Source organism: Phytoactinopolyspora halophila, assembly GCF_003287285.1.
GTDB classification, from domain to species: Bacteria; Actinomycetota; Actinomycetes; order Jiangellales; family Jiangellaceae; genus Phytoactinopolyspora_A; species Phytoactinopolyspora_A halophila.
Window position 1 is genome coordinate 99812 of the sequence record NZ_QMIG01000005.1, and the last position, 16339, is coordinate 116150.

Annotated in this window: 22 protein-coding genes; 8 read left to right on the forward strand and 14 right to left on the reverse strand. The window is 66.3% G+C overall.

What is annotated here, in order from left to right:
• Positions 1–124: 124 nt before the first annotated feature.
• A complete protein-coding gene (locus tag DPM12_RS08175; protein ID WP_112257921.1) occupies positions 125–1114 on the reverse strand; it encodes an ArsR/SmtB family transcription factor in 990 nt (329 codons plus the stop codon).
• Between the two features lie 82 nt (positions 1115–1196).
• Here DPM12_RS08175 and DPM12_RS08180 point away from each other — a divergent pair, with 82 nt between their 5' ends.
• A complete protein-coding gene (locus tag DPM12_RS08180; protein WP_112257815.1) occupies positions 1197–1547 on the forward strand; it encodes a cupin domain-containing protein in 351 nt (116 codons plus the stop codon).
• 19 nt (positions 1548–1566) lie between these two features.
• Entirely contained in the window at positions 1567–1776 is a 210-nt protein-coding gene (locus tag DPM12_RS24465; RefSeq protein ID WP_425467584.1) for an addiction module protein, read from the forward strand.
• A gap of 16 nt (positions 1777–1792) precedes the next feature.
• Here the strand turns inward: DPM12_RS24465 and DPM12_RS24470 are convergent, their stop codons facing one another.
• The 5 genes from DPM12_RS24470 to DPM12_RS23140 form a co-directional block, all read right to left on the reverse strand.
• Positions 1793–2095, reverse strand: a complete 303-nt coding sequence (locus tag DPM12_RS24470; RefSeq protein ID WP_112257817.1) for a helix-turn-helix domain-containing protein — start codon at positions 2093–2095, stop codon at positions 1793–1795.
• Between the two features lie 779 nt (positions 2096–2874).
• Complete coding sequence (locus DPM12_RS22790) at positions 2875–3303, reverse strand: hypothetical protein (RefSeq protein WP_123788515.1); 429 nt, start codon at positions 3301–3303, stop codon at positions 2875–2877.
• A 241-nt stretch (positions 3304–3544) separates the two neighbouring features.
• Complete coding sequence (locus DPM12_RS23555; RefSeq protein ID WP_146751900.1) at positions 3545–4297, reverse strand: helix-turn-helix transcriptional regulator; 753 nt, start codon at positions 4295–4297, stop codon at positions 3545–3547.
• Positions 4298–4639: 342 nt separating this feature from the next.
• On the reverse strand, positions 4640–5068 hold the full coding sequence (locus DPM12_RS08210) for a methyltransferase domain-containing protein (RefSeq protein WP_112257821.1): 429 nt from the start codon (positions 5066–5068) through the stop codon (positions 4640–4642).
• Between the two features lie 55 nt (positions 5069–5123).
• Positions 5124–5297: a hypothetical protein gene (locus DPM12_RS23140; protein ID WP_158542823.1), complete on the reverse strand. Its 174-nt coding sequence runs from the start codon at positions 5295–5297 to the stop codon at positions 5124–5126.
• A gap of 149 nt (positions 5298–5446) precedes the next feature.
• Between DPM12_RS23140 and DPM12_RS08215 the strand changes: the two genes are divergently transcribed.
• The gene (locus tag DPM12_RS08215; protein ID WP_112257822.1) at positions 5447–5734 is read left to right on the forward strand and encodes a putative quinol monooxygenase; all 288 of its coding nucleotides are present in this window, start codon (positions 5447–5449) and stop codon (positions 5732–5734) included.
• A gap of 63 nt (positions 5735–5797) precedes the next feature.
• On the opposite strand, the gene DPM12_RS08220 is transcribed toward DPM12_RS08215, so the two are convergent.
• From DPM12_RS08220 to DPM12_RS08230, 3 genes are all read right to left on the reverse strand, one after another.
• On the reverse strand, positions 5798–6433 hold the full coding sequence (locus DPM12_RS08220) for a GyrI-like domain-containing protein (protein WP_112257823.1): 636 nt from the start codon (positions 6431–6433) through the stop codon (positions 5798–5800).
• Positions 6417–6950 carry a PadR family transcriptional regulator gene (locus DPM12_RS08225; protein ID WP_112257824.1) on the reverse strand — a complete coding sequence of 178 codons (534 nt, stop codon included), beginning with the start codon at positions 6948–6950 and terminating at the stop codon, positions 6417–6419. Before DPM12_RS08225 ends, DPM12_RS08220 begins: the two co-directional genes overlap by 17 nt.
• Before the next feature lie 153 nt (positions 6951–7103).
• Positions 7104–7586, reverse strand: coding sequence for a MarR family winged helix-turn-helix transcriptional regulator (locus DPM12_RS08230; protein ID WP_112257825.1), 483 nt, complete (start codon positions 7584–7586; stop codon positions 7104–7106).
• 57 nt (positions 7587–7643) lie between these two features.
• Between DPM12_RS08230 and DPM12_RS08235 the strand changes: the two genes are divergently transcribed.
• On the forward strand, positions 7644–8495 hold the full coding sequence (locus tag DPM12_RS08235) for an alpha/beta fold hydrolase (RefSeq protein WP_112257826.1): 852 nt from the start codon (positions 7644–7646) through the stop codon (positions 8493–8495).
• 44 nt (positions 8496–8539) lie between these two features.
• Positions 8540–8860, forward strand: coding sequence for a hypothetical protein (locus DPM12_RS08240; RefSeq protein ID WP_112257827.1), 321 nt, complete (start codon positions 8540–8542; stop codon positions 8858–8860).
• Positions 8861–9000: 140 nt separating this feature from the next.
• Here the strand turns inward: DPM12_RS08240 and DPM12_RS08245 are convergent, their stop codons facing one another.
• From DPM12_RS08245 to DPM12_RS08265, 5 genes are all read right to left on the reverse strand, one after another.
• Positions 9001–9876, reverse strand: a complete 876-nt coding sequence (locus tag DPM12_RS08245) for an SDR family oxidoreductase (RefSeq protein WP_112257828.1) — start codon at positions 9874–9876, stop codon at positions 9001–9003.
• 26 nt (positions 9877–9902) lie between these two features.
• Positions 9903–10229, reverse strand: coding sequence for a plasmid stabilization protein (locus DPM12_RS08250; RefSeq protein WP_112257829.1), 327 nt, complete (start codon positions 10227–10229; stop codon positions 9903–9905).
• Between the two features lie 121 nt (positions 10230–10350).
• Complete coding sequence (locus DPM12_RS08255) at positions 10351–11535, reverse strand: M20 metallopeptidase family protein (RefSeq protein WP_112257830.1); 1185 nt, start codon at positions 11533–11535, stop codon at positions 10351–10353.
• A 104-nt stretch (positions 11536–11639) separates the two neighbouring features.
• Complete coding sequence (locus DPM12_RS08260) at positions 11640–13085, reverse strand: hypothetical protein (RefSeq protein ID WP_112257831.1); 1446 nt, start codon at positions 13083–13085, stop codon at positions 11640–11642.
• Positions 13082–13612: a SigE family RNA polymerase sigma factor gene (locus tag DPM12_RS08265; RefSeq protein ID WP_112257832.1), complete on the reverse strand. Its 531-nt coding sequence runs from the start codon at positions 13610–13612 to the stop codon at positions 13082–13084. Before DPM12_RS08265 ends, DPM12_RS08260 begins: the two co-directional genes overlap by 4 nt.
• A 256-nt stretch (positions 13613–13868) precedes the next feature.
• On the opposite strand from DPM12_RS08265, the gene DPM12_RS08270 reads away from it, so the two are divergent.
• From DPM12_RS08270 to DPM12_RS08280, 3 genes are all read left to right on the forward strand, one after another.
• On the forward strand, positions 13869–14279 hold the full coding sequence (locus tag DPM12_RS08270) for an STAS domain-containing protein (RefSeq protein WP_112257833.1): 411 nt from the start codon (positions 13869–13871) through the stop codon (positions 14277–14279).
• Between the two features lie 138 nt (positions 14280–14417).
• Entirely contained in the window at positions 14418–15575 is a 1158-nt protein-coding gene (locus tag DPM12_RS08275) for a Nif3-like dinuclear metal center hexameric protein (protein ID WP_211658664.1), read from the forward strand.
• A 54-nt stretch (positions 15576–15629) separates the two neighbouring features.
• On the forward strand, positions 15630–16334 hold the full coding sequence (locus DPM12_RS08280) for a zinc ribbon domain-containing protein (protein ID WP_211658665.1): 705 nt from the start codon (positions 15630–15632) through the stop codon (positions 16332–16334).
• Positions 16335–16339: the final 5 nt, after the last annotated feature.

The following is a 16339-nucleotide window of genomic DNA, read 5'->3' on the forward strand; positions in this document are numbered from 1 at the left end:
TATCTGGTTCGAACCCAGCTGCGCCCACCAGAAGATCGTTGTTCAAACCGCTGACATCGGCGGTGCCGATGCCTTCGTCTGAGGTCACGGTGAGCTTGTGGGAGAAGGCTTCGGCCACAACCCGTCAGCGGATGCCGGCCAGTGCCTCACCAAGGGGTGTGCGGGTGTGCAGGACCCGCACACCGGTGCGGCGGCTGTCGACGAGTCCGGCGTCGCGGAGCACGGTGAGGTGGTACGAGGCGGTGGACACGGCGATGTCGGTCAGCTCGGCGCATTCGGAGGTAGACAGGGGCTGCTGGAGCTCGAGGATGAGGCGGGCGCGGGCCTGTCCGAGCAGGGCGGTGAGCGCGTCGAGCACGTCGGCTCCGTCTCGGTGCCACGTTTCGGAAACGCCGTGTGCGGGGTAGAAGATCGTCGGCTGCGCGGGGCGTTCGGTGAGTACCGTGCAGCCGCGGGTGGGCATCATCACCGAGGGCACCAGCACGAGGCCGGTGCCGCCGCAGTCGACGATCTCCTCATGACGGCGCATCTGCACCCGGACGGCCTCGTCGGCCCAGGTGATGGTGGAGTGCAGGGTGGCGGCCATGTGGGCGAGGCCCGCGTCGCTGCTGCGGCGGGCGCGGACGGCGATGTCGGCGCGCGACAGGTGGAGCATCTGCGGCCAGACCGGGCTGAGTAGCGTACCCCATAGCTCTCGCCACGCGTCCGCGATCACCTGTCGGGCGTGGTCCGGCGCGGCGATCAGGTCACGGATCTCCTGCTGCCGGGTGCCGGTGGAGCGGAGCACCATCTTCTCCAGGTCGAACCGCAGCCGCTCGTCGGGCACTTCCCGCAGCCGCTCCAGCTCATCCTCGGGGGTCATGTCACCCGACGGTGTCGCGGTGAGGAAGTCGGGCATGTAGCCGTCAGCCCCGCAGATCACCGCGAGCAGCCGGAACGCCTCGCTCCGGGTCTGCTGCTGCACCGTGCGGAACCATCCCCACTGCAGCGGCGCGGTGTGAGGGCGCAGCAGGACGCGCACGGCGTGGACCAGCTCGTGCCCGGGGGAGATGCCGAACCGGACCGTTGAGATGTCGCTGGATCCCAGCCGGAACTCCACGAACTTTCGATCCACATCGAAAGCGTAGTCGACACCGTGCGTATCCGTGGAGAGTGGAGTCATCGGGCAGCCAGCCCTCACCAGAAGGAGAACCCTCATGACCACTCCGCTCGTGATCCCCGCAGCCGACATCCGTATCTCCGGTAGCCGCACCCTCCGCTTCGAAGGGGAGGCGCACGGGTCGAACGTGTCGTTCTTCCTCGTCACCAGCGACCCTGGACAAGGTCCCGACCTGCACCGCCACCCCTACGACGAGACCTGGACCGTCCTGGAAGGCGAGGCGACCATAGTCGTCGGCGACGAGAAGGTCACGGCCCGCGCGGGCGACACCGCCGTCGCCCCCGCGAAAGCCTGGCACCGGTTCACCAACACCGGCACCGGAACGCTCCGGATCGTCTGCATTCACGCCTCCCCGGTGATAATCCAGGAGTTCGCCGACCAGCCCTGAGCTGAGCGCCGCTCAGGATTTGCTCCAAGCGGCGCTGGCACTGCCCGCACATGATCGTGCCGACGTGGCTGCTGAACTCTTGGCTAGTTTGCATGAGCGGCCGGAGGCTGATCGACAGGACGTCGAGGCTGCCTGGGCTCATGAGATCGAGCGCCGAGCCCGGCGCGTGAAGGCTGGCGATTCCGCGGGTGAAGCGCGCGCAGATGGCCGCGCTCGCCTTGCTGACTGACTCGCCCAGCGTTGAATTACCACCTCCGGATCGAGCCCGAAGCATCGGCGGAGCTCGAAGAGGCCATCCTGTGGTACGAAAAGCAACGTGCCGGTCTTGCTCGGAGTTGCTCGATGCGATAGATGTGCTCATGGCGCATATCGACCGCTCTGGCTATTCGGATCATGCCTCGCCGCCAAATCTGGTATGCCCTCAGGTGATCGGCATGGATCACCTGACGAATGGTGCGCTCGCTGACATCCAAGTACTCGGCGGAAGCGGTCACGCTTAACAGTTCGCGCGCCGGAGCACGCCGCTTGCGAGTCTTCGCCGCGGTCACAACACCTCACCACCCTGCATGGCAGGACTCTCATTGCCGAGAGGGTGTGCGGGGTGCTCCGTATCCACTTGCCCCGACATCCGGCGGGCGGCGCGGTCGCGTTGGCGTCTGTACCGGTGCGGCAGCGCTCGCACGGTGATCCAGACTCTCGGAGGTGAGGTGCACTGTCAGGTCCCTTGTCAGGACGGGCCTGACCCTTGAATCCGCGGCCGGGTCGCCGGATAATTAACGATGTCGGAAATTCGATATGGAGGGTCTCATGGCACGGGTTAGGGTCTACAAGCGCACCTCCGATGACGCTCCAACCGAGCTTGATGGGTGGTTCGACTCAGGCAGAGCGGAGAAGTACGAGTCTCGTGTTGACACGGACCGAACGCTTCGGCGGGGAAAGCAGCGAGCACCCCAGGTGCTATACCACACCGAGGATGGGGCGTGGGTCAGGGAGATGCAGCTTGGGCTGTCGATGGAGCCACATCGGGAGTTCATCAGCGAGGCCGCGGCTCACGACTGGCTGACGCGAAACGGCCACGAGGGTGTGGCGGACGATCTGATCGATCTGCCGCGCGAGCAGGGTCCTGGGCGGCCCGAGATCGGCGGAACTGTTCAGGTACGGCTAGGTCGGCCGCTGCTTCCGCAAGTGGATGATTTTGCCAGGCGACAGGATTGCAGTAGAGCCGAAGCTATTCGCCGGCTGATCACGGCTGGGTTGGAGGCGACTGGGTAGGTCTCTGGTGGAGCTGTGCGTCAGCGCACAGCTCCACCAGCGCGGGTCGGTTAGGTCAGCATCTCACCAGGCCATCGAAGGAGCCGGGCGTGTACCAGGTATGCCGCCATTGGTCTCCCGACAGCGTGTAGTGGCAGGAGCTGTCCGGACCGAAGGCGACGATCGCCTTCACCCTGTAGTTGCCGATGCAGTTGCTGATGACATCGACCCACTTGGAGTAGAAGTTCTCATCGGGGTCGGTCACGAAACAGGTCGGCGCGGGGTCGGCGGCGGCAAGGTTCGGAAGGAATCCGTCCGGATCGACCGAGGTCGGCACTTCCTGGCCCATGTAGGACGGTTTCGTCTCGCCAGTGGACGTCGAGCCTTCTTTCGACTCTGCGGCTGTCGCTGGCGCCGCAAATACTGCGATCAGCAGCGCGAGTACCGCGATAGTGACGGCAGCGAGTCGCTGTAATGGCTGTTGCCGCATACTGGTTGTACTCACCGATGATCACACCTTTCAGCATCGAGTGTCGGTGGGTTGCAAGGGGCGGCCCTGTGCGGTGACACGGGGCCGCCCCGTGACCACGTTCTGGTTCCGCGGCGCGCCTGAAGCAGGGTGGTGGGATCATCGTGCGCTGCGATGCGTTGCGGTGTCCCCCTCTAAAATGGGGAGTCTTTGCATTCGCCAGGCGCGGCCGGGCGGTCAACTCGTACCGTCTCTGATGCCGGCGATCGTGTACTCGTCACGACGCATCGCTGGTCATGAAGCGATATGCGTGACACAACAGTTCTCTGCGGTTTGCGGCACCGGTCTTGAGCCGAATGTTGTCAACGTGGTATTTGACCGTGCTCGGCTGAACGTGCCGGGCCTCGGCGATCTCGCGGTTGGTCATGCCTCGTGCGAGAAGGCGGAACGTCTCCAGCTCGGCGGCGGTGAGATGCTTGAGTGCCGCATCAAGTTCGGGCATGTGGCCGTGTTCCAGATGCTCCCAGATTGCCTGTGCCACCCAGACGCCGTAGCTGGCCGCAGCCGTGATACCTAATGCGAGTGTCTCAGGTGGGTCGTCGGCAAGAACGAGTCCGCGAACAATTCGCGTGCCGATCAGGGCCGACAGCTCATCGCGGCTAGCCCGCTCAACGACAAGTACCACAGGAGCATGGACCGATACGGTGCCACGCCCTGCGGGATCGAGCATGCGAGGCGACGTGATGATCAGGTCGACATCTGCGTGCCGACCGTCCGTAGTGAACTTGCGAACCGACAAGTCCCACGTCGGCAACAGCGGCTGACTGCCCAGGTACCGCTCAGCGCGGTCCGAATGATTGGGCGGAAGCGAGATTCCGACTCGAAGAGATTGCGCCATCGAAAGACCCCCTGGCGCAGCGTGTTGCCGAGCCAGCACCCCGCCCCCTGCTGACGCGGGCACGCCCCTGTGTCTGGTAAGTGCCGCGCAATTCGTCTGAACGATCACGATATTGGTCAGATCGATCGCCAACAAGGGGCCAGAGACGGGCACAACAACCCCGGCAACGAGGTCGTCAACAAGCCAGCTTCGCCCGTGCTCGGGGACTCAAGCAGTCCAACCGTCTCGACAGCACCGAGCTTCCTGACCAGACGCTCCGTGAGGGCATCCGCTGGCTCGGTCATACACGCCAGAAACATCTTGGACCGAGTCATCGCTGATCCCAAGCTGCGCGGCCACCCCAGCAAGCGTCAGCCCTTCTCCGTACAGGCGTGCCGCCTCCGCACGGGTCGTGTCGGCGAGTTCCAGTCGACGTGGCTCCAAAGCGGGAGATGAGTGTGGCTGAACAGCGGTATAAGGCCGTGCTGGCGTTGATCAGCGTGGAAGCGATAGCTCACGGAGTGCGTTGCCGCCGTCGACGAACAGCCGCCCTTGCGGGGTGAGTGCGTCGGCGATGCGTTGCAAGGCGATCTGGCCGGCTTTCGGATGTCGTCCGTCGAGGGCGCCGACCCGGACGGCGAAGGCGAGATCGAACGGCTGCTCGTCCGGGTCGAGTTCGAAGTCTTCGACGGCGACTTGACGGAGGCTCATGATGCCGGCGTCAATCTCGGTGGCGGCGTTTTTCTCCGCCTGGGTGATGCTTTTGGAGGAGCGGTCAATCATGCAGATGTGCCCGTCGCCGATGCGCCCGGCAACGGCTCTTGCGGCGGCACCGGACCCGCCACCGATCTCCAGCACCCGCATCCCGGGGGTGAGAGGAAGCGCGTCGACGATCGCCGCCAAGCGTGGAGACAGGGCGCTCATGCTGGGTTGTCCTCGGGATCGTCGATCCGGTAGTGCTATCAGCCGGTCCAGGATGTCAGCGACCTCGACGACCCCACGGGTCGTCCGCCAACCAGTCGAGTGCCCGCCTGAGAAGACTGTACAGGCCCACCGTGTCCGGGTCATCCAGATCCTGGTTCTTCTTGGTGATGGTGCTGTGATCGGCCGTGGCTACCGGATCATGCCTCGTCGTCGAATCTCGCTCTGTCACAACACCTCACCACCCCTGCGGTAGGTGTTGCCCTTTGCCGAGAAGGTGCGCACGGCGCTCCGTGTCCATTCTGTCGGATGCGGACGTCAGAATGAGCCATCGGAGAAATAAAAATAGTCGGCTCATCAAGCACATCTGTTGGAGGAACCGTGTGGATTATCGCTGGCCACCTGATCGTTGACGCCGAGCACCGGGATGCGTTTGTCGATGCTCATACCGATCTTGTTCGCCGGGCGCGGGAAGCGCCAGGATGCCTCGATCTGGCTATCACCGCAGACCCTGTCGACCCGAGACGAGTCAACAACTACGAGCGCTGGGATTCGTGGGAGTCGATCGAGGCGTGGCGGGCAGTGGCTGCCGCTCCCGACACCGGGATCGACATGATCGATGGTCACGTGATGGCCTACGAGGTCGCGACCGAACGGTCGCCCTTCTGAACGACGAGCGTCGTGGGGTGGGCGTCGCTGTTGAACGGATATGTGATCGATGAACGTGGCGCTCTATTCGTGCGGGTCGGCAGCGAAGCTGACCGGTTGTCTGAGGATGGTGCGCAGCTTCTCGGGTGCCACCTTGCGGAAGTCACTGAGGTAGATCTCGTGATGCTTGCCGACCATGCGCAGGCCATTCTCTGGGATGAACGCGTGGTGCATCCGGGCGAGCACGTCCGCCTCGTTGTCGAAGGAGCCGACGTGCAGTGTTTGCACGCACCGGCCTTCGGACAGCGGCTCCAGGCGAACGTCGTCGAGCCGTGCCGGACGGTTCTTGGCTCCGGCCTGCTCGACTGCGGTGGTGAACATGTCGTGATCTATCCAGTCCGGCACCATGATCATCAGCGTCCACTCCCACCGTGACTTGTCTCGCGCCACCGTGAAGGTATCCATGTTCTCGGCCCACCACAGCCCTTCGAGTGGCATGACGACGTAGTCGCGTCCGAGGTCTCGCTTGCTGGCGAATTTCAGCTTGTAGGCCACCGGATAGAGCGCTCTGATCGCCTCGGCGAAGGCCGGTGAGGTGTTCGGGTCGCCGTGGCCGTCGACCATGAGGTACTGCATGTCGGGCACGTCGACGATCCGGAATTGGCCTCGTGTCGCCCGGTAGGCGTCGAGACTCTTCTTGAAGTCAGTCTTGCCTGTCATCGGGAACCTGTACTCGCGAAGCGAGCCACTGCCTTTCTGCCTCCAGGAGGCTCAGCGAGTACGAGAACACTTCGCGTGCCGGGACCGGGAGTGGTGCTTGCGCTTTCTCGGTTTCCTCGATCACCGCGATACGGGCCGCGACCTGCCCGAGTCTGGCGCGTAGCGCCTCGGCGTACTCCTGCTCGGAGATCAGCGGCAGGTTGGCGATGCCGACCAGAATCGGGTGCGGGACCTCCCGGATCTCCGCGATCAGAGCGAGGGCATTGCGCCTCGCGGCCTGCCGGCCCGCGGTTGTGGCGTGGAAGACGCGACGGGACTTCGCGCCAGCAGGAGCCTCGGACGTCTGGGCCAGACCCCGCTTTTCCAGCTTTGTGAGCAGGTAATAGATCGAGGAGAAGCCGATGTCGGTCCACTGCCGGATACCGCGCTGCTCGATGACCCGCTCCAGGTCGTAGCCATGCCGGGGGTGCTCGACGAGCAATCCCAGGACGGTCAGCTCGGACGGGGTAAGCTCCACGAGTAATATTCTAGCACTAGAATATCACGGCCAGTGCGCCCGGATGCGGATTCGGTCTTCCTAGCCGCCAAGGTCAGCACGTAGTGCGAGCGTTGACCGCCGGCCGCGGTGGTCGCAGCCATGGCAACGAGAGGGGTGATTGCCGTGCCGGAGCTAGGGTGCGGACTCACCGTGCTGTTCGGTCACCGCGAGCGCGTTCAGCATCTCGGTGAGTACCCGGAGCGTGGCGCCGACCTCTGCTTCGGTGATGTCGCCCCCGACGCGGCTCAGCAGCCGCAGTTCGCGCTCTATTACCGCATCGATCGCGGACACTCCCGCCGGAGTCACGCGCACCAGATGTGAGCGCCGGTGTGCGGGGTTCTCGACGATCTCGACCCACCCGGCCGTGTGGGCGTCGTTGACCATCCGCTGGACGAACTGGCGGCTCAGGTCTTGGGTGCGGGCCATCTGGGGAACGGTCATGTCGCCTTCCCGGCGCAGTTGGTAGAGCACCGCGCGAACGCCCACCGACATGCCCATGATCGGTTGGTCGCGTTCCACGATCCGCTGCACTTTGCGGTACAGCGGGCCGACCACGAGGTACACCTCGGCGAGGCGTTCGGCCAGGGCGTCGGGAGGAAGGGGTTCGTCTGTCACGGACCCATTATGACACTCGAGTTGTCAAAGTATAGGAAGTATGACACCTTGGTTGTCATGATTTCTTCGGCCTTCCCGCTCCAGACGCTCGACCTGGACGACCACCGCGTCGCCTATGTCGACCTGGATCCCGACACCTCGCACACCCCGCTGGTGCTGCTCCACGGCGGCGTCGTCGATCACCGCATGTGGTCACATCAGCTCGCCGCCTTCCCCGACCGTCGCGTCATCGCTCCGGACGCGCGTGGTCACGGCCAGACGTCCACGCCGACGGGTCCGCACCGCCTGTGCGACGACGTGGTCGCGCTGCTCGACGCGCTGGACGTGCCGCACGCCGTGCTGGTCGGTTTGTCGATGGGTGGTGGGACGGCCGTGGACACCGCCCTGGAGTACCCGGACCGGGTTACTGGCCTGGTGGTCAGCGGCACCGGAACCAGCGAACCGGAGTTCACCGACCCCTGGATCGTCGACATCTTCTCTGCCTGGCAGCAAGCCCAGGCCGCGGCAGACCTCGAAGCGTGGGTCGACGTCTTCCTGCGGTTCGTGCCCGGCCCGCAACGCACGGCCGCCGACGTCGAACCCGCGGTGATGCGCGGCATCCAGACCATGGCACGTGACCTGGTGACGACGCACGTGAAGCTGGATGAGAACGGCGTCCCGGTCGCTCCGGCCCAGCCGACGCCGGTAACCGGCACGTGGTCGCGCCTGCCCGGGATCGCGGTACCGGTTCTCGCCATCGCCGGATCCGCCGACGGCTCAGACCACGTCAGGATGACCCGGCAGCTGGCGGAGCACGTCCAGCAGGGCCGGTTTGTCACGGTGGACGGTGTCGGGCATTACCCGAACCTGGAGCGGCCAGCGGAGTTCAACGCCGCCGTGTTGGAGTTCCTGGCGGCTCACGACCTCTGACCGAACGCCGAGTGCGCCCGCGAATCGTGGGTACGAGGTACGCCATGTTGACATTGACGATGGAGGCGGTCTCCGCGATACGGGGACTGACGAATCAACCCGAGGTATCCGAGAACGGAGGCTTGCGCATCTCGTCCGCGGCGGACGAGAACGGAGCCGTGGAGCTGGTTGCGGCGGTGGCGGCTGGTCCGGAGCCGCAGGACGATGTGGTCACGATCGACGACGTCAACGTCTATCTGGATCCGCAGGCCACGCCCGCGCTCGACGACAAGGTTCTCGATGCCGAGATCACCGAGGAAGGTCAGGTGCGGTTCGAGGTGGTGTCCCAGAGCGGGGACGAGGGGCCGTACTCGCAACCGGAATGATCCCGCATCGGTGGTGACGCCACTGGCTGCGCGGAGAGTCGTCGTTCCGGACGGCGAGTTCCGGCCGAGCAGGTCGTCGATGGATTCGACCGCGAGGAATATGCCGGCTGGGTGATCGCACCGCGTGGCTCCGGTTCATCTCAGAAGACGGGTTTGCCGCCGGTGACCCCGAGGATGGTGCCGGATACGTAACTGGCTTCGGTGGGGGAGGCCAGGAAGACGAACGCCGGGGCGACTTCCACCGGTTGGCCGGCCCGGCCGAAGGGTGTGTCCTGCCCGAATTTCTCGACTTTCGCCACGGGCTGCGTGGCGGGTTGCAGCGGCGTCCAGATCGGCCCCGGCGCCACCGCGTTGACCCGCACGCCACGCGGGCCGAGTTCCGCCGCGAGGTTGACCGTGAAGTTGTTGATCGCGGACTTGGTGGCGGCATAGTCGAGAAGGGATCCAGAGGGGTCATAGGCCTGGATGGACGAATTGTTGATGATGCAGTCGCCGGCGCTCAGGTGAGGCACGAGGGCCTGGGTCAACCAGAACAACGCGGTGAAGTTCGTCCCGACCACGCGATCGAGCTGTTCCGCGCTCACCTCCTCGATGCTTTGGGACCGGGCCATCTGGAAGCCGGCGTTGTTGACGAGGATGTTCACACCATCGAGCTCGGACAGGGCGCGCTCGGCGACGTCGAGGCAGGTCCGCCGGTCGGTGAGATCGCCGGGCACGGTGACGACGCGCCGTCCCGCGTCCGAGACGAGAGCTGCCGTGGCTTCCCCATCGGGGTGCTCCTCGGGGAGATAGGAGATGGCGACGTCCGCGCCTTCCCGGGCATAGGCGATGGCGATCGCCCGCCCGATTCCGGAGTCGCCCCCGGTGATCAGTGCGCGCATGCCGGTGAGGCGGCCGGTGCCTCGATAGCTGTCCTCGCCGTGATCGGGCCGGGGATCCATGGCATCGGTGAGCCCGGGTGGCTCTTGCTGCTGGGCTGGGAACTCGCGCGGGTAGTGATCAGTACGTGGCGACATACCGGTATTCCTCTCGGGATCGGTCGTCAGCGTCCGACTGCCCGTGCGAGTTCCTGCTTGTTCATCTTCGAGCGACCCTTGACGCCCTGCCGTTTCGCGTCGGCGTAGAGTTGCGCCTTCGTCCGTCCACCGGGACCGGACCCGGAACGCTTACCTCCCCGGCGACCCGGCGAGATGTCCTGCACCGACTCCCGGCTCCGGCGTTCGGCCTCACCTTCGCGGGCGCGCTCCTTGTTCACCGTGCGCGCCGCGATCTCCTCCGCGGTGTCCTCGTCATATCCGCGGTCGGTGAGTCCTTCCTTCACGTGTTCGTACTGGCGTTCGCGCTTGTCACTCCACTGTTCCTGGGGCATGTCTCCAGCACCTCCGCGGTGCTCCGTTGGTGTTCGGGCGGTGTGGCGCTATGCGCCGTTGCCCTTGCACATACCCCTCAGCGAACGGCCGTAACGCCGGCGTTTCACGGGCGCGGCGGAGTCAAGGTCGCAGATGATTCAGCGCTACGGCCGCGTACGTCGCCACGCCGGTCGCCAGGGCGGACTCGTCGAACACCACGAGGTTGGAGTGGTTGGGCGTGGCTTCGCCGGGATTGGTGCCTGCCGGGCAGGCACCGAGGAATGCCATGGCTCCCGGATAGGTGCCGAGCACGTAGGAGAAGTCCTCGGCGCCCATCAGCGGCTCTCCCATCTCCTGGACGCGCTCGGCACCGAGGGTCTCGCTGGCGACGGTCCGCACCACGTCGGTGAACGCGGGGTCGTTCACCGTTGCGGGGTAACCCGGGATCACTGTGACGTCCGCGCTGAGTTCGTGCGCGGCGGCGATGCCGTCGGCGACGACGCGCAGCCGCTCGTGCACGTTCGTGCGGGTCTCCTCGGACAGCGTGCGGATGGTGCCTCTGAGCTCGGCCGTGGCGGGAATGATGTTGTCGGCGGTTCCGCCGGTAATCTGGCCGACCGTGAGCACGGCGGGGTCGAAAACGTCGACTCGGCGGCTGAGGGCGACTTGTAGCGTCGTGACGATCTCGCAGGCGGCCGGCACGGGGTCATTGGCTCGATGCGGCGACGACGCGTGCCCGCCCCTCCCGGTGAGCGTGACCTGGAAGTTGTCGGCGGCGGCGAGCAGTGGCCCGGGCCGGATGTTGATCGTCCCGCACTCGTGCTGGGCGCTGATGTGCAGGGCGAACGCGCCGTTGACCGTGGGGTTGTCGAGCAGGCCCTCGGCGAGCGCGTAGTGAGCACCGTGGTATCCCTCCTCGCCGGGCTGGAAGAAGAACAGGACCCGGCCGGCGAGCTCCTCGCGTCGTCCTGCGAGCAGGCGGGCCGCGCTGGCCAGCATCGCGACGTGGGTGTCGTGGCCGCACGCGTGCATGGCGCCGGGTACCTGCGACGCGAACGGCAGCCCGGTGTCCTCTCGCAGGGGGAGGGCATCCATGTCGCCGCGCAGGATGAGCGTCGGGCCGTCGTACGCGCCGTCCAGTTCGGCCACGATCGACGAGGTCGTCTCCGACAGGCGCAGCGTCAGGCCGAGATCGGCGATCTCGTCGAGTACGGCTTGGCGAGTAACGGGAAGGTCCAGGCCGATTTCGGGGTGCTGGTGAAGTTTCCGGCGAAATGCCCGGGTGCGCTCCGCGAGCGCTTCGGCGGCGGCGAGTGTCGACGTCATCCATGCAGTATGGCCCCGGGACCCGCTGATCATGAACACTAGGCGTCCACATAAGGACGCCTAGTGTTCATGATCAGCGGATCAGGGGGCCGGGTTGGGTATCGTCAGAGCTCGCCGAGCAGGTACGGGCTGTCCGAGACATCGATCGGGGTGTCCACGGCACGCGGCTCGGTGGCCAGCTCGCACTCCCCGCCGACGGTGCAGCGCACCAGCGCCGTCTCGTCGTCCTCCGTCGCCTGGAACACCAGGCTGTCGTTGGACTCCCATGTCGCCTGCGCCGGATCCGGCACGTCGAAGCGCGTGACCTCCTCGCCCGTCGCGGCGTCGACGATCACCAGATCGCGGCGGCCGTCGGAGTTCTCTTGCCGCTCACGGTATTTCCTCGCATGATCGAGCATCTCCTGGGTGATCGTGAACTCCTCGCCGTTGATCGTCACGGTATGACCCACGTCGGGCTCGAGCTCGAGGATCTGCTGGGCGTGCACGCCGTCGATCCACGGCGAGGGACCATGCAACATGATCAGCGCGGCGTACTCCCCCTCCGCCGAGAAGCCGGGGAATGTCCCGCGGTTGGCGGTCCACATCTCCTCGCCGGTCTCGGTATCCACGATGGACGTGTCCCGGTCCGGCGCGTCGTTCGGTGGCATGAACGCTCCGACAGTCCCCGACGGCGCGAACGATCGGGCAAAGCCGTAGTCCAGCCACGACGTGACACTGTCCTCGACGATATTCCAGATGTAGACACCATCCGGGCTGTTCTTGGCACTGTTCAGGACCACCTGATTGTCGTCCAGGAAGCCAGCTACGCCCCCGACATCGCCGAGGTCGTCTTCCTGCGTCCGGCTGTGTACCACCTCACCCGCGGTCACGTCGTACACGCGCACGGTGGTCCGCACGGGACTCCCGGTTGCTTCGTCCATCTCGTGCTCGGCCCACGCCACCAGCGTGCCGTCCGCGGAGACGCGAATGCTGAAGATGGACGACTCCGCGATCTTCTCGACGTCGCCGTTCTCCCGGATCAGGTGGACCGCGTGTCCCCGGTGCTCTCCGTCGTCCTCATGTGCGGTGAGCGCGACCGCCCCGCCCTCGACCGCCTCCAGCTCTCTCAGGTGGCCGAACGATACGTCGAACGGGACTTCGGCGTCACCCAGGTGGATCGCCCCCTCGGAGTACCACGGAGTGGCGGGCGCATCGCCGGTATCGAGGCCGTCCAGCTCGACCACGGTGGAGGAAGCATCCCCCTCGTTGCCGGGCGCATTGCCCTCCTCGGCGGCCGAAGTATTACCGGAGGAGCCATTCTGGCCCGCCGCTGCCGGGCCACCCTCGATCCCGGTGCCGGGGTCCGGCGCGGACCACAGTCCTAACGGGTCGGTGACGCCAACGGTTGCCCCGGCCATGGCCGCGACAGTGACGCCGCCCACCACGGCCGTCCGGGTGGCGTGTTTGCGGCGGCGTGCCTGATGCAGCACGTCGTCCGCCAAACCGGTACGGGCGGGGACCTGCTCGCCCATGTCGTGCACGGTGTCCTTGACCAGTCGTTCGATGTTCATGCTGAAGCCTCCTCCGTCGCGGGGAGATCGTCGGGGTAGTGGGCGTCGAGTTCCGGGGCGAGTTCGCGTAGCCGTGCCAGGGCTCGGTGGGTCTGGCTGCGCACGGTGCCCACCGAACAGTTGAGGGTGTCGGCGATGTCGCGCTCCGGCAGGTCGTGGTAGAAGCGCAGCACCAGCACGGCGCGCTGCCGTGGCGCTAGGCGTAGCAAGGCCTGCCGCAGGTCCAGCCGGAGATTGACGTCGGCGGCGGCATCCCGCTGGCCGCGTTCTGGCGTGTCCTCCACCGGGTCTTCGCGAATCTTGGCCCGGCGGCGCCAGCGGCTGGCATGGTCGTGGTAGATGATCCGCCGCACGTAACGCTCCGGATCGTCCACCTTGTGCCAGCGGCGCACCAGCTTGACCAGCGCACCTTGGACCAGATCCTCTGCTGCGTGAATATCGCCGCACAAGGCATACGCGGCGCGTCGCAGATGCAGTGATCGGGCCTCGACGAATTCTCGGAACTGGCGTTCCTTCTCGGCATTCACGTGCGTCCCTTCGGCGGTACGTCCGTTCGTACCCTGGTAGACGCGTGGCGCCCCGCCAACTATGCGAGGCTCGTCGGTCCGGATACGTCCGGACTGCCCGTACTGGCCGAGAAGCGAGCGCGCCGGGGGCCGGAATGTGCGCGTCGAGCCGTGTGTTGTGCCCCGAAGCGGGTAACACAGACTGTGGTACTACCCGCGTTGACGTGCGAGTGCCATACGATATGTCGCTTCGCTCTTGTGAACAGAAAGGACGACCGTGACCGTTTCCACCCCATCCCGTTCTGCTGACCTGGCCACCGCCGGCGGTCTGCGCCGGTGGAGCTTCGGCGGGTGTGAGATCGTGACGGTACACGGAGAGATCACCACCACACTTGTCCGCGATATAGGTGCTGGACTCACGTCGGCTGGTGGGAGACAGCTGATCGTGGATCTCCGCCATGCCCGTGCCCTGCATGCATCGATGGCGTTGCCGCTGGCCGAGCTGTATGGCCAGCTGCGTGCACGGGGACGCGGCGTGTCCGTGGTTACCGCGCCGGAGTCGACTCACTCGCGGTTGGCCACCGCTCTTGTGAAGCAGGGCATGCCGGTGTTCGATGACATCGCCGACGCCTTGGAGGCGGCCATGGAGGCGGCCGTGCCCGCGCGGCAATCCGAGCTGGCCGGCTGAGGTCCCGCGGCTGCATCCCGCCGCGTTGCAGGCGGTCCCGTTCTGCCGCCCCGCACTCCCGATCAGCAACCGTCCCGTGCATCATGGTGGGCGCGGTTGTTGATGATCGCAGGGGAGGAGCGATTAAGGTGATCGATCGTGCCGCGGTTAAGTGATGTCATCGCCGTTCTGGACGAGCAGTATCCACCGTCCTCGGCGGAGTCGTGGGATGCGGTCGGCCTGGTTTGCGGCGATCCCGATGCCGACGTGCACCGCGTGCTGTTTGCCGTCGACCCGGTTGCCGCCGTTGCCGACGAGGCGATCGACTGGGGCGCCGACCTTCTCGTGACTCATCACCCGCTGTTCCTGCGGCCCGTACACGGTGTCGCGGCGACGACGCCCAAGGGCCGGCTCGTCCACCGCCTGGTGACCAACGGCGCCGCGCTCTATACCGCGCACACCAACGCCGATAGTGCCGATCCCGGCGTCAGCGACGCCCTCGCCGACGCCATCGGGCTGCGTGACCTGCGCCCGCTCCGGCCGGACACCGGTGAGCCGCAAGACAAGCTGATTGTCTTCGTTCCCGAACCCGATACTCCGCAGGTTCTCGATGCGCTCACCACCGCGGGCGCGGGCATCATCGGCAACTACGAGCGCTGCGCGTGGATGACGTCCGGCACCGGCACGTTCCGGCCGGGCGCGGGCGCCAATCCCACCATCGGCGCGGTCGGGGACGTCGAGGAGGTCGCCGAGCACCGGTTGGAGATGGTGCTTCCCCGCCGCATCCGCGCGAGCGTCATTGCGGCACTGTACGAAGCCCACCCCTACGAGGAACCGGCATACGACATCTACGAGCTCGCCGACGTGCCGACGTCGGCCGGGCTGGGGCGCGTAGGCGTGCTCGACGAGCCCGAGTCGCTGCGCTCGTTCACGCGCCGGGTCGCCGACGCGTTGCCGGCGACGGTTTCCGGAGTCCGCGCGGCGGGCGACCCCGAGGCGACCGTGCGCACCGTGGCCGTCTGTGGAGGTGCCGGGGACTCGCTGCTGGACGTGGCGCGCCGCGCCGGTGTCGACGCGTACGTCACCGGCGACCTCCGGCATCACCCGGCGTCCGAGGCGCTGGATGGCGGCGGGCCGGCGCTGCTCGACGTCGCGCACTGGGCCGGTGAGTGGCCCTGGCTGGGTCGAGCCGCCGATCGCCTGCTGGAAGGACTGGCGGCTCGTGGTAATACGGTGGAGACTCGAATATCACAGATACCGACCGATCCGTGGACGCTGCACGAACCGGGCCGGTCAGCCGGCACCGGACGTGCCTGAGGAAGGGACCAACTCCTGAACGTTGACCCGGACGCCCAGCTCCGCCTGCTCGACGTGCAGGGGCTGGACCTGAAGCTGGACCAATTGGCGCACCGGCGGCGCACGCTGCCGGAGCTGAACGAACTCGAATCGCTGGCCGCAGAGCATGCTCGGCTCAGCGATGCACTCGTCGTCGCCCAGACCAAGGTGACCGACCTGGAGCGGGAACGAGAGCGTGCCGACAGCGACGTGGAGCAGGTGCGCGACCGCAAGGCCCGTGACCAGAAACGGCTCGACGCGGGGCAGGTCTCCTCGCCGAAGGAGCTGGAGAGCCTGCAACGCGAGGTCGAATCGCTCAACCGGCGGCAATCCGAACTGGAGGACGCCGAGATTGAGATCATGGAGCGGCTGGAGGAAGCCCAGAGCGAGGTCCAGTCGCTGACGGCGGAACGGGACAAGACGGCCGAGCGGGCCCGCGAGGTGCAGCAGACGCGCGACGCGAAATGGGCCGAGATCGATCAGGAGGCCGAGGAGGCCCGAACCCGGCGTGCCGAGCTCGTCGAGGAGCTGCCCACGGAGTTGATGGAGCTGTACGAGAAGATCCGCAGCTCGCAGGGTGGCATCGGGGCGGCGGCACTGCGCCGGCGTACCTGCGAAGGTTGCCAGCTCCAGCTGGACGCGAGCGAGCTGAAGCGGATCGAGAGTTTCGCGCCCGAGGTGGTGGTCCGGCACGAGGAATGCCGCCGGATCCTCGTCCGGGTCGCCGATTCGGGCACGTGACGGCG